Origin of the sequence: Streptomyces sp. VNUA24, assembly GCF_029167005.1 — a bacterium.
Lineage (GTDB): Bacteria > Actinomycetota > Actinomycetes > Streptomycetales > Streptomycetaceae > Streptomyces > Streptomyces scabiei.
The window spans coordinates 857,819-871,522 of the sequence record NZ_CP119143.1; the positions used below are offsets into that span (position 1 = coordinate 857,819).

Here is a 13,704-nt window from a genome sequence, read left to right on the forward strand (position 1 = left end):
ATGAGCGTTCTTCTCCCAGTGCTGTTCAGGACTCGATGCCTTCGCGGGCCATCCGGACCAGTTCCGCCACATCCATGGCGTCGATCAGTTCTTCCTCGGCGGCCAGTTCCTCCGCGTCGGCCGCGCGATCCGGCCCGTCGGGGACGGTGTCGTCTGCCCGGTCCGGGAAGAGTTCGGCCCGCAGCCGTCCGGCCAGTGCGGTGGGGGTCGGATGGTCGAAGACGACGGTCGCGGACAGCCGTAGTCCGGTCGCCCTGCCGAGGCGGTTGCGCAGTTCCACGGCGCTGAGGGAGTCGGCGCCGAGTTCCTTGAAGCTCCGGCGCGCGTCGACCGTCTCCGCTCGGTCGTAGTTCAGGACGGCGGCGGCCTCGGTCCGCACCAGGGCGAGCAGCTGCTTCTCCTGGGCCGCGGCGTCGAGTTCGACGAGCCGGGCCACGAGCCGGGCGCCCGGCGCCTCGCCGGACGTGCTCGGGCCGGGGCCCGCCGCTTCGCGGTTGCGCGCCGGAACGAGCCCGCGCAGCAACGGCGGTACGCCGGTGCCGGCCGCCCGCAGCGCGGCGGTGTCGAGGGCGAGCGGCACCGAGCAGGCGTCGCCAGTGGCCAGCGCGGCGTCGAGGAGTCGCAGGCCCTGGCCGGGGGTGAGCGCGTGGATGCCCATACGGGCGAACCGGCGGCGGTCGGTCTCGCCGAGCCCGGCGGCCATACCGCCCTCCGCCCACGGGCCCCAGGCCAGTGAGGTGGCCGCGAGACCGCCGGCCCGCCGGTGCTGTGCCAGGGCGTCCAGGAAGGTGTTGGCCGCCGCGTAGTTGGCCTGCCCCGCGCCGCCGAGCAACCCCTGCACGGAGGAGAAGAGGACGAAGGCGGCGAGGTCGAGATCACGGGTGAGGTCGCTGAGGTGCCGGGCGGCGTCCGCCTTCGGCCGGAGGACCGCTGCGAGGCTCTCGGGGGTGAGGGCGTCGAAGACGCGGTCGTCCAGGACACCGGCGGCGTGGACGACGGCCGTCAGCGGACGGTCGGCGGGCACCGTGGCGAGCAGGGCCGCGAGCGCCGCACGATCGGCGACGTCGCAGGCGGCAAGGGTGGCCGTGGCCCCCAACTCCGCCAGCTCCTGACGGAGTTCGACGGCGCCCGGGGCGGCGTCGCCGCGTCGGCCGACGAGCAGCAGATCGCGTACGCCGTGCGCGGTGACCAGGTGACGGGCCACGGCGGCACCCAGGGCGCCGGTCGCGCCGGTGATCAGTACGGTGCCGTCCGTCGGCCACGGCCCCTCACCGGGCCCGGGGGGCACGGGGGGCACGGGCGTCATGGCACGTGTCAGCCGGGGAACGAGTACGCGCCCGGCGCGGACGGCGAGTTGGGCCTCGCCCGCGGCCTCCGCGGCGGTGAGGGCCGCCGCCATGACCCGCCGCGAGGCGGGTTCGTCGTCGAGGTCGAGCAGGGTGATGCGGTCGGGGTGCTCGGTCTGTGCCGAGCGGACGAGCCCCCAGACAGCGCTGTGCGCGAGGTCGGACACGTCCTCGTCGGGCCCCGCGGCGACCGCGCCCCGGGTGACGACGACCAGACGGGAGGCGGCGAAACGCTCGTCGGCCAGCCAGCCCTGCGCCAGGGTCAGCGCACGCCCGGCGGCCCGTGCCGCGTCCGTACCGTCCGGGGAGGAGCCGGTCAGGGGTGCCAGGACGACGGCCGGGACGTCCGCCGTACGGTCGATGTCCTCGGCGAGCGCCGGAAGATCCGGATGGGTCCGGACCTCGGCACCGGCGGCCGTCGGCGTTTCGGCCATGCGGGCCATGACGGCCGCGGCGGCCGTGTCGGCCGCGTCGCCGACGACCGCCCACCGCTCGGGGATCGCGCCGGAGCCCGGACCGGCGATGCCGGGCAGCACGGTCCACTCCACCCGGTACAGCGGGTCGCGTCCCCCGCTCCGTGCCGCGCGGAGTCGCTCGGCGGAGACCGGCCGCCGCGACAGCGCGCCCACCGACGCCACCGTACGACCCGCCGCGTCGGCGAAGGCGAGGGTGACCGTGTCGGGTCCGGCGGGTGCCAGCCGGACGCGTGCCGCGGTGGCCCCGGCCGCGTGCAGGCGTACCCCGCTCCACGCGAAGGGCAGCCGGGTCTCGTCGCCGCCGGGCAGCGCGCCCAGTTCGATGGCGTGCAGTGCGGCGTCGAGCAGCGCGGGGTGCAGTCCGTACCCGGCCGCGGCGGTGGCCTGTTCCTCGGGGAGGGCCAGTTCGGCGAAGACCTCCGTGCCGCGGCGCCACGCGGCACGCAGCCCGCGGAAGGCGGGGCCGTAGCCGAAGCCCTGTGCGGCGAGCGTGTCGTACCAGCCGGACAGGTCCATCTCCTCGGCGTCGGGCGGCCAGTTCGCGAAGTGGTCGGCGTCGGCCGCCGCCCCGGCGGCCTGGGCGAGCACTCCGACGGCGTGCAGCGTCCAGTCGCCGCCGTCGGTCCCGCCGTCCTCCTGGTCGCGGCCCGAGGCGGACGCCGGCCGGGTGTGCACGGTCACGGACCGCCGCCCGTCGGAGTCGGCCCCGGCCACCTGGACCTGGAGCTCTACTGCCCCTTCGTCCGGCAGCACGAGCGGCGCCTGCAGGGTCAGCTCCTCCAGCAGGTCGCAGCCGGTGCGGCGGGCGGCGTGCAGCGCCAGTTCCACCAGCCCCGCGCCGGGGAAGAGGACGGTGCCGAGGACGGTGTGGTCGGCGAGCCAGGGGTGGGTGTCCAGGGACAGCCGCCCGGTGAGCACCAGCGTGTCGGAGTCCGCGGGCCGTACCGCGGCACCGAGGAGGGGATGCCCGCCGGTACCGAGCCCGAGCGCGGGCGCGTCCCCGCCGGTGACCGGTCCGGCGCTCGCCCAGTAACGCCTGCGCTGGAAGGCGTACGTGGGCAGGTCGACGCGGGACGCGCCCGTACCGGCGAACACCGCCGCCCAGTCGGGTCCGACGCCTCGGACGTGGAGCCGGGCGACTGCCTCCGCGAGGGTCCGCTCCTCGGGGTGGTCACGCCGCAGCAGGGGGACGAACTCCGCCTGGGCGTCCTCGGCCTCGTCGTCGGGGAGACAGTCGCGGCCCATGGCGGTCAGGACGGCGTCGGGTCCGATCTCGACGAACGTCGTCACTCCGTCCGCCCGCAGAGCGCGTACGACATCGGCGAACCGCACCGTCTCCCGGACGTGGCGCGCCCAGTACTCCGCGTCGGCCGGGCTGCCGTCGGCCGGCCCGGTGACGGGCCGTGCCGTCATGTCGGACAGCAGCGGTACGGCGGGCGCCGACAGGTCGAGCCCCTGGGCCACCCGGCGGAACTCGTCCAGCATGGGATCCATGCGGGGCGAGTGGAAGGCGTGGCTGACCCGCAGTCGCCTGGTCCTGCGACCGCGCGCCGCCAGTTCGTCGGCGATCTCCGCGACCGCGTCCTCGTCTCCGGAGAGCACGCAGGAGAGCGGGCCGTTGACGGCGGCGATCGCCACCCGTGTCTCCCGGCCGCGCAGCAGTTCGGCGACCTCCTCCTCCGGTGCCCGGACCGAGACCATCGCGCCGCCCTCGGGCAGCGCCTCCATGAGACGGCCGCGCTCGGCGACCAGAGTCACCGCGTCCGGCAGCGACAGCATCCCCACGGCGTGCGCCGCCGCCAGTTCGCCGACCGAGTGTCCGGCCACCCGGTCCGGCCGTATGCCGAGGTGTTCGACGAGCCGGAAGAGGGCCACCTCGACGGCGAACAGCCCGGCCTGGGTGAACACGGTCCGGTCCAGCAGGGCGGCCTCCGGGGAGTCCGCGCCGGCGAGGACGACGTCGCGCAGCGGGCGCCCGAGGCGGTCGCCGAACGCCTCGAAGACCTCGTCCAATGCCTCGGCGAACACCGGGAACCGCGCGTGGAGTTCACGTCCCATGCCGACGCGCTGGCTGCCCTGCCCGGTGAAGAGGAACGCCGTTCTCCCGCCGCTCGGCACGCCGTACGGCACACGGGACGGCGGGTCGCCGTCCGCGAGCGCCGCCAGATCCACGAGCATCCGGTCCGGGTCGTCGCCGACCAGCACCGCCCGGTGCTCCAGCGCGGCGCGCGTGGTGGCCAGCGAGAGACCCACGTCGGCGAGTCCCGCCCGGGGCGTCACGCTCAGGTGCTCACGCAGCCGCCGCGCCTGCGCGCGCAGAGCCTGCTCGGTCCGGCCGGACAACGGCCACAGGACCGTTCCGGGCGAGGACTCGGGAGTCGCCTCCGGTTCCGGCTCGCGGGTCGCTTCCGGTTGCGGGGCGGGGGTCGCTTCCGGTTCCGGGACGGGGGGCGCTTCCTCCAGGACAAGGTGGGCGTTGGTGCCACTGATCCCGAACGAGGACACCCCGGCCCGGCGCGGACGCCCCTCGACCGCCTCCCACTCCCGCTGCTCCGTCAGCAACTCGACCCCACCCGAGGCCCAGTCCACCAGCGGTGTCGGCTCGTCGACGTGCAACGTCTTCGGCAATGCGCGCTGTTGAAGCGCCATCACCATCTTGATCACACCAGCCACACCCGCAGCCGCCTGCGCATGCCCGATGTTCGACTTCAACGACCCCAGCCACAACGGCCGCCCCGCCGACCGCTCCCGACCGTACGTCGCCAGCAACGCCTGCGCCTCGATCGGATCACCCAACCGCGTCCCCGTACCATGCGCCTCCACCACATCCACCTCAGCAGCAGACACACCCGCCGACGCCAACGCCGCCCGGATCACCCGCTCCTGCGCCCGCCCACTCGGCGCCGTCAACCCATTACTCGCACCGTCCTGATTGACCGCACTCCCCCGCACCACCGCCAGCACCCGATGCCCAAGCCGCCGCGCATCGGACAAACGCTCCAACACCAGCAGACCGACCCCCTCGGCCCACCCCGTCCCACCCGCCGACGCCGCGAACGACCGACACCGCCCATCCACCGACAACCCACGCTGCCGCGAAAACTCCACAAACGTCCCCGGCGACGACATCACCGTCACCCCACCCGCCAACGCCAGCGAACACTCCCCCGCCCGCAACGCCGACACCGCCAGATGCACCGCCACCAACGACGACGAACACGCCGTATCCACCGTCACCGCAGGACCCTCAAGCCCCAACGAAAACGCCACCCGACCCGACAACACACTCGCGGCACCACCGGTCAGCCGGCGCCCCTCCGAGGAGTCGGGCAGCCTGACACCGCTGTCGGAGTCCCGGAAGGTGAAGGTGCCGGCGAAGACGCCGGTGCGGCTGCCGCGCAACGCGTGCGGATCGATACCCGCCGACTCCACCGCCTCCCACGACGACTCCAGCAACAACCGCTGCTGCGGATCCATCGCCAACGCCTCACGCGGCGAAATCCCGAAGAACTCCGCATCGAACTCCGCCGCATCATGCAAAAACCCGCCATGCCGCGTATACGACGTCCCCGGCCGATCCGGATCCGGATCGAACAACCCCTCCACATCCCAACCCCGGTCCACCGGAAACCCCGACACACCGTCCCGACCCTCAGCCACCAACTCCCACAACCCAGCAGGCGACACCACCCCACCCGGCAACCGACACGCCATCCCCACCACCGCCACCGGCTCCCCCACACCCGCCTGCGCGAGGGCCTCCGGGGCCGGCGTGCCGTCGCCCGGCGCGTTCCCCAGGTGGCGGATCAGGGCCTCGGGTGTCGGGTGGTCGTAGATCAGGGTGCTGGGCTGACGTGTGCCGGTCGATCTGCTGAGGATGTCGCTCAGTTCGACGCCCATGAGGGAGCTGAAACCGAGTTCCTTGAAGGTGGTGCCGATCCGCACGGCGTCGGCCGAGTCGTGGCCGAGGACGTGGGCCACGTGTGCGCGCACCAGCTCCGCCGGTGCGGTTCGGCGGTCGCCGGGGGCGGCCGGGGAGACCATGTCGAGTTCCGGCGAAGGGAGTTCCGGGGCGGCCGGGCTCCGCGGGAGCGATGTGCCGGGGGAGCCGAGCCAGTGGCGCTGCCGCTGGAAGGCGTAGGTGGGCAGGGCGACGCGGCGCGCTCGGGAGCGGGCGAAGAGCTGGTTCAGGGTCCCGGTGGCGCCGCCCACGTGGAGTTCCGCGAGTGCCGAGTAGAGAGTGGCTCCTTCGTCGCGGTCCCTCCGCACGGCGGGGACGAAGAGCTGGTCGGCGCCGTCGGGCGCGCAGTCGCGGGCCATGGTGGAGAGCACCGCGTCCGGTCCGATCTCCAGGTGGAGGACGATCCCGCGGGCGTGCAGGGTCCTGACCCCGTCGAGGAAGCGGACCGCGTCGCGGGCGTGGCGGACCCAGTGGTCGGGAGAGCGGAGTTCGTCCTCGGTGGCGGTCCGGCCGGTCAGGTTGGAGACCACGGGGAGGTGCGGTGTGCGGTAGGTGAGACTCTCGGCGACCTGGCGGAACTCGTCGAGCATGCCGTCCATGTGGGGTGAGTGGAAGGCGTGACTCACCCGTAGTCGCCTGGTCCTGCGGCCGCGGTCGCGCCAGCGTCCGGCGAGGCGGAGCACGGCGCCCTCGTCGCCGGAGAGCACGGTCGAGGCGGGTCCGTTGACCGCGGCCACGGCGACCTGGCCGGCGAACTCGGCAAGGTCGGAGCGGAGTTCCTCCTCGGACGCCTGGACCGACACCATGGCGCCGCCACCCGGCAGTTCGTCCATCAGACGGCCCCGTGCCGCGACGAGCGTGCAGGCGTCCGGCAGGTCCAGTACGCCGGCCGCGTGTGCCGCGACCAGTTCGCCGACGGAGTGGCCCAGTACGGCGTCGGGAGTCAGACCCCAGTGTTCGAGCAGCCGGTAGAGCGCGGTCTCGAAGGCGAAGAGCGCCGGCTGGGTGTAGCCGGTCCGGTCGAGCAGGGCCGCGTCGGGGGTGCCGCCGCTGTCGAGGACCAGGTCCCGCAGCGGCCGGTCGAGGTGGCGGTCCATCTCCTCGCACGCCGCGTCGAAGGCGTCCGCGAAGACGGGGAAGGTGGTGTGCAGCGCCGCGCCCATGCCGGGCCGCTGGCTGCCCTGCCCGGTGAACAGGAACGCGAGGCCGCCCTCGCGTGCGGTGCCCTCCACCAGACGCGGCACGGGGCGGCCTTCGGTCAGGGCCGCGATCGACGCGAGGAGGTCGTCGCGATCGGTGGCGAGGGCGACCGCGCGTCGCGCGAAGTGGGTGCGGGTCGTGGCGCAGGAGTACGCGATCTCGCCGGTCCCGAGTTCGGGGCGGTCGGCGAGATGGTCGAGCAGGCGTGCCGCCTGGGCGCGCAGGGCGGGCTCGTCGCGCCCGGAGAGGGCGACGGGGGTGACGGGGGCGGGCAGCGGGGCGTACGACGGTTCGGGGGCCGCGGGCGTGCCCCGGCCGCGCCAGTCGGACAGCACCAGGTGGCAGTTGGTGCCGCCCAGGCCGAACGAGCTCACCCCCGCGGTCCTCGGCAGGTCGTCGTGGGGCCAGGGCGCGAGTTCCCGCTGGACCGTCAGATTGAGGCGGTCCAGGGGTACCGAGGGGGGCGGGGCGGTGAAGTTGAGGCTGGGGGGAAGGGCCTGGTACTCGATGGACAGGATGACCTTGAGCAGGCCCACGACACCGGCGGCGGCCTCCAGATGGCCCACGTTGGTCTTGGCGGAGCCGACGGCCAGGGGCCTGCCGGGCGTCCTCGCGGTGCCGAGGGCCGCGCCGAGTGCCGCGGCCTCGACGGGGTCGCCGGCCTTCGTCCCGGTGCCGTGCAGTTCGACGTACTGCACCTGGTCGGGGCGTGTCCCGGCGCGCCGGTGGGCGAGTCGGATCACCTCGCGCTGGGCGCTCTCGTCGGGAACGGTCAGCCCGGAGGAGGCGTTGCCGGCGTTGTTCACGGCGCCGCCGAGGATGAGGCAGCGGATGCGGTCGTCGTCGGCCATGGCCCGGTCGAGGGTCTTGAGGACGACCAGAGCTCCGCCCTCGCCGCGTACATAGCCGTTGGCGCGTGCGTCGAAGGTGTGGCACCGCCCGTCCGGCGAGAGGGCGCCGGAGCCGGCGGCGACGAGTGCGCCGTCCAGGGCGAGGTTGAGGTTGACGCCGCCGGCCAGGGCGGCGGTGCAGTCGCCCGCGCGCAGGCTCTCGCAGGCCAGTTGGACGGCGACGAGGGACGAGGACTGTCCGCTGTCGACGGTCTGGCTCGGCCCCCGCAGGTCGAGGGTGTGGGAGAGCCGGTTGGCGATCATGGTGCGCTGGGTGCCGACGGCCGTGTGGCGGGTGATGCCGGCGGCGCCCAGGCGGGCGCGCAGGGTCGCGTAGTCGTCGGTGGCGGCGCCGACGAAGACCGCGGTCGGGCTGTCGGCCAGGGTGCCGGGGACGATGCCGGCGTGTTCCAGGGCCTCCCAGCCGAGTTCCAGCACCAGGCGCTGTTGGGGGTCCATGGCGGCGGCCTCGCGCGGGGAGATCCCGAAGAAGGAGGCGTCGAAGAGGTCGGCCCGGTCGAGGAAACCGCCCCATCGCACGCGTTCGGCGTCCGGTGCCGCCCCGGCCGACCTGATCGCGTCGGCGTCCCAGCGGTCGGACGGCGCCTCGGTGATGGCGTGCCGGCCCGTCGCGAGCAGCCGCCAGAACGTCTCCGGGTCGGGCGCGCCAGGCAGTCGGCAGGAGTATCCGACGACCGCAATCGGCGTGCCGGCATCACCGTCGTCCTTGTTCGGCATTTCTTCCATTTCCGGCTTCCCGGCCATCCGGGCAAGAGGAATTACTCGGGCCACGCAAGAACTCTGACAGTCCCGCATATCGTCTCGATAGCGCGGCCCGCGACACCCGACGGTGGCTGGAAACAGAGTCGGATGGCTCTTTCCGCAGGGCCGGGCGGTGGGTACGGTAGCTGCGCATCAGTGGCCTCGAAGACCCGGTCGCGCGGTAGGCACACCGAGAGCACCAGGTCCTGTTCACGCCTTTTTTGTTCGAGATACACAGGAGTCGGCCATGACGTTGGGCTTTCTGTTCGGCGGCGGAGTCGGCGCGGATGTGCACGGTCTGGAGATGTACAGGGCCCATCCCGTGATGCGGGACCTGTACGAGCAGGTCTCGGAGTGGACGGGTCTCACGGTGGGCCAGATCCTCGAGGAGGAGCTGCCGGAGCCCCAGGAGGAGCGGCAGAGCGCCGGGACGATCCGCGAGACGGCACTCGCCCTCGGCATCCACGACGTGCTGGCGGAACAGGGGCTCTGCCCGGCGGTGCTGGGCGGACTGAACCTCGGCGCCATGACGGCGAGCTGCCTGGCGGGCTCGATCGGACGGCGGGAACTGTTCGAGATGCTGGCGTACGCCCGTCACACACCCGAACTGTGCGCCGAGGAGCCGGAGCAGGGCCTCGCGCTGGCGTTCGCGCCGGCCGAGGGCGACCTGGTGGCGGCGTACCGGGGCGAGGGCCGGGCCGGGGTGCATCTGTCCGGGGACTTGGGTCCGACGGCCGACGGGGCCGTGCGGATCCTGATGCTGTCGGGCGAGCGGAAGGCACTGGACGCGCTGGCGGCGGACCTTCCGCCGGGCAGTGTCGCCCCCTTGCCGGACCGGCCGATCGCCGTGCACTCGCCGCTGCGCGGTCGGTTCCGCGCGTTCATGGCGCCGTACATCGACGCGATGCCGTTCAAGGCGCCCGAACTGCCTCTGGTCTCCTGCCTGGAGCGCAAGACCTTGACCACGGCGGAGGACGTACGGGATCTGTTCGACCGGAACCCCACGGACCCGATCAGTCTGGTGGACGTCTGCGACGAGATGAAGGACCAGGGCGTGCGCCTCGGCCTCATCATCGGCGGCTCGATCCCGGACGGCATCCTCGGATTCCCGTTCCCGGTGGTGCACGTCGACAAGCCGGAGCACATCCAGCAGGTGCTGACCAGTGTGAACGAGTTCGGCATGGACCTTTCGCCGGCGTGGGCCCGGTGAGCGCGGCGGCCGACGTGTCGCCCGCCGCGCTGGGGGCGGGCTGCGACACGTTGATCGAAGACTGGCTCGAAACCGACCTCGACGCGTGGACCTCGAAGGCGGTGGTGGCTCGGTACTTCCCCCCGGAGACCGGCAGCCCGTACCGGCCGCCTCGCGCCGCCCGACTCGACCCCGACGCGCGGGACATCACCCGCTATGAGCGGCTCACGGCGTTCGGCCCGTTTCCGGTGGACGTCCCGCGCTCCCGGGACCCGGCGGACCTGATACCGCTCGACGTGCCGCGCCCGCCGACCGGCCGCGTCCGGGACACCGGCGGCACGAGGGGCGCGAGCGGCACGACCGGCACGTCCTCCCGGACCTGGCTCCGGGCGACCCCCACGAGACCAGGTCTGATCGGCGACGGCGTGCGGGAGGTGCCGGACCTGTACGCCGGGCAGGCGCACTCCGTCGGCATGGACCCGCGCCGGGTCGAGCGACGCATCCGGGCCGACCGACCGGCAGACGCGGCCAAGTGCACCACCCATCCGCTGGAGCAGGTGGGCCGACGTGCTCGTCCACGCCCGGATCGACGGCGGCATCCGCGGTCGCGGCTACGGCAACACCTTCGGCAACGCGGCGAGCCTGCCCGTCGGGCAGAACACCGAACGCAAGCCATATGGCCCGAATTGCCCGCAGGCGACAATGAATGTCATACGCAAAGTGGGCTGGTCAACGGCGGTGGAATACGGCACCGTAGGACAGGTCCGGCCGACCGTGCCGCACGAAGACCCCTGCCTTCCGACATCTTCGAACGCGACCGGGCGCTACTTTACGACACCGGCTCGAAATGGCCGTCCGGCGGAGTCGCGAATGGGACTCCGCTGCAGACTACTTCGTCGGCCCCCGAGGGACTCCGCTAAGAGTCCGCAAAGAAACCCGAGGCCTCCGGCAATCTACTCGTGAGTTTACGAATAGAATTCCGATGTGTTGCAAAGAGTACACGCATGATACTGATCGACCGCAAAGACGAACTGTCCGCGTTACACGAATTCCTCGCGGACAGCCGCCACGGCAATGGACACGTCGCCCTCGTCAGCGGCTCCGTGGGCATCGGCAAGTCGGAGTTGCTCTATGCCTTTGCCGAGGAGGCGTCCGCGACCGGTTCCGAGGTTCTGCGAGCCGTCGGCCGGGAAGAGGAGCGCGACGTCCCGTTCGGTATCATCCATCAGCTCGTCCGGGACATCTCACTGCCCGCACCGCTCCGTACGCAGATGACCGCCCTGGAGAACAGCTTCGCCTCGGGTCGTCCGCCCGCCCGTCATGAGTCGGCCGCCCTGCAGGCCCATGTCGCCCGCAGCCTGTGCCGTGCGCTGCTGCACGCGGCCGGGCCGCGCGGCCTGCTGCTCTGCGTCGACGACGTCCAGCACACCGACTCCGCCTCCCTGAGCTGTCTGCTGCAACTGCTCCCGCACACGAGATCCGCCCCCGTGATGCTGGTGTTCAGCCGCCCGGACAGTGCCCGCCACTGTCTCCCGCAGTTGAGCACCGAACTGCTCCGCCATCCCTTCTACCGGCGTGTCCGGTTGGCTCCCCTGTCCTCGGAGGGCACGACCGAGCTCACGACGAAGGCCCTGGGCACACAGGAGGCACAGGCCTACGGCCCCGTCTACCACTCCCTCGGCGGAGGCAATCCCCTGCTCGTCCACGCCCTGTTGAGGGACCACCGCGACAGGCTGGTGGACGGTGACGACGACAGCGCCGGCGACGGCGACGCAGGGTCCGAAGTCCCGCCCGCGGGAGAGGAGTTCGCCCAGGCGGTCCTCGCCTGTCTGCACGGCCGGGAGCCGGACGTCCTCGGCGTGGCCCGCACGATGGCGTTACTGGACTCCTGCTCCTCCCCCGACCGCCTGGGCCGCCTGCTCCGGCTCGGTCCGTCCTCGGTGGCGAACGCGCTGCGGCATTTGGAGGCCGCCGGGCTCGTCGCCGGCGACCGTTTCCGTCATCCGGCGGCACGGTCGGCCGTCCTGGACGACATCCCCTGGGGCGTGCTCCGGCGACAGCGACTGGACGTCGCGGAGTTGCTCCACCACGAAGGACTTCCGACACCCACGGTCGCCCGGCATCTCGTCGCGGTGCGACACGTGCCACCCGGCTGGGCCGTCCCCGTGCTGATGGACGCCGCCGAGCAGGCGCGCCGAAGCGGCGACGTCGGCTTCGCCCTGGAGTGCCTGGAACTGGCGCTGTCCGGCTCCGACGACGCGCGGGAGCAAGCGCTCACGGCGATGAAGCTCGTGCGGCTGGAGTGGCAGCTCAACCCCTCCATGGTGACTGCCCGTCTGGGGCCCCTGTCCGAAGCGCTGCTGACGGGTGTCCTGCCCGCCCATCTGGCCGTCCCGCTCTCCCGTGCCCTGCTGTGGCACGGGCGCCTGGACGAGGCCGCCGAGGTGATCCGTGCGCTGGACCCGAAGGTCCCGGGCCCCCACGGCCTGTACACGGAAACCAGGGAGTGGCTGCGGAACCGCTACCCCGTGATGGTGCCTCTCCTCCCTTCCGCCGCCGAGGACGGCCCGGGCATCCGCGACAGCAGGGAACCCGCGGCCGCCAGACCCCTCCTGCTCGCCGAGACCGTCCTCGGCTCGACACTGCGCAACGGCGGCGACGAGTCCAGCGCCAGGAGTGCCGAACAGGTGCTGCGCTCCTGCCCCCTGGACGACACCAGTCTGTACGCGCTGGAGTCCGCGCTGCTCGCGCTCGTCTACGCGGACCGGCTCGGCCAGGCTTCCGTATGGTCGGCCAAGCTCCTGCAGGAGGCCACCGTCCGGCAGGCGCCCACCTGGCAGGCGAAGCTCACCGCGATCCGCGCCGAACTGGCCCTGCGGCAGGGCGATCTGCACGAGGCATGCGCCCTGGCCCGCTCCGCCATGACCCACCTCTCGCCCCGCAGTTGGGGGGTCGCCGTCGGTGCGCCGCTGAGCACGCTCGTCCTGGCCGCGACCGCCATGGGGGCGGACGACGTCACCGAGGAGTACCTGCGGCACTCGGTACCGGAGGCGATCTCCGAGTCGCGGTACGGCCTGCAGTACCTCTACGCCCGGGGCCATCACCACCTGGCCGCGGGCCGGGTGCACGCGGCCCTGGACGACTTTCTGCGCTGCGGCGACCAGGCCCGCGCCTGGGACATGGATCTGCCCGCCTTCCTGCCCTGGCGCAGCGGCGCGGCGGCCGCGCATCTGCGCCTCGGGCAGCGGGACCAGGTCCGACGACTCGCGGATGCGGAGCTGGCCCGCCCCGGCAGCGCCAAATCCCGCAGTCGCGGCGTCGCCATGTGCCTGCTGGCCGAGATCGCCGAACCGCGGCGCCGGGCGAGCCTGCTGCTGGAGGCGGTCAGTGTCCTGCGGCTCACCGGGGACAGGCTCGAACTGGCCCGGGCACTGGCCGCGTTGAGTTCCGCGCAGCGCGCGATCGGTGAGGTGGAACAGGCACGGCGAGCGCTGTACCAGGCGCTGCACCTGGCCGATGTGTGCGGCGCCGACCGTCTGCAGCCCTACCTGCCGCCGCGCGGCAGGGAAGGGGCACCGCCCGACCAGGTCACCGTTCCCCGCGACCCCCTCAGCGCGGCGGAGCGACGGGTCGCCTCCCTGGCCGCCCTGGGCAACTCCAACCGCGAGATCGCCGACCAACTGTGCGTCACCATCAGCACGGTGGAACAGCATCTGACCCGCGTCTACCGCAAGCTCAACGTCACCAGGCGCGCGGACCTCCCCAGAGAGTTCAAAGCCCTGGCCGTCGGCTCCATCTGAGCGACCGCACCGCCGTTCCCCTGACGGGCGCCGCCGAGTCCCGCGGCGCCTCCGGCACCGGTCGCGGTGATGGGTGCATC

At 72.9% G+C, this 13,704-nt stretch carries 3 protein-coding genes; 2 read left to right on the forward strand and 1 reads right to left on the reverse strand.

The genetic code is table 11. The annotated features are described in order from the left end of the window. Positions 1-25 precede the first annotated feature (25 nt). Complete coding sequence (locus tag PYR72_RS03270) at positions 26-8,620, reverse strand: type I polyketide synthase (RefSeq protein WP_275453770.1); 8,595 nt, start codon at positions 8,618-8,620, stop codon at positions 26-28. A gap of 262 nt (positions 8,621-8,882) precedes the next feature. Between PYR72_RS03270 and PYR72_RS03275 the strand changes: the two genes are divergently transcribed. Together PYR72_RS03275 and PYR72_RS03280 are read left to right on the forward strand one after the other, a co-directional pair. After that, entirely contained in the window at positions 8,883-9,845 is a 963-nt protein-coding gene (locus PYR72_RS03275) for an ACP S-malonyltransferase (RefSeq protein ID WP_275453771.1), read from the forward strand. A 983-nt stretch (positions 9,846-10,828) separates the two neighbouring features. Continuing rightward, entirely contained in the window at positions 10,829-13,624 is a 2,796-nt protein-coding gene (locus PYR72_RS03280; RefSeq protein WP_275453772.1) for a LuxR family transcriptional regulator, read from the forward strand. Positions 13,625-13,704: the final 80 nt, after the last annotated feature.

Bases quoted from the DNA above. Each gene is read 5' to 3' on its own strand.
- PYR72_RS03270 (WP_275453770.1), bottom strand. From the start codon at position 8,620: ATGGAAGAAATGCCGAACAAGGACGACGGTGATGCCGGCACGCCGATT.
- PYR72_RS03275 (WP_275453771.1), top strand. From the start codon at position 8,883: ATGACGTTGGGCTTTCTGTTCGGCGGCGGAGTCGGCGCGGATGTGCAC.
- PYR72_RS03280 (WP_275453772.1), top strand. From the start codon at position 10,829: ATGATACTGATCGACCGCAAAGACGAACTGTCCGCGTTACACGAATTC.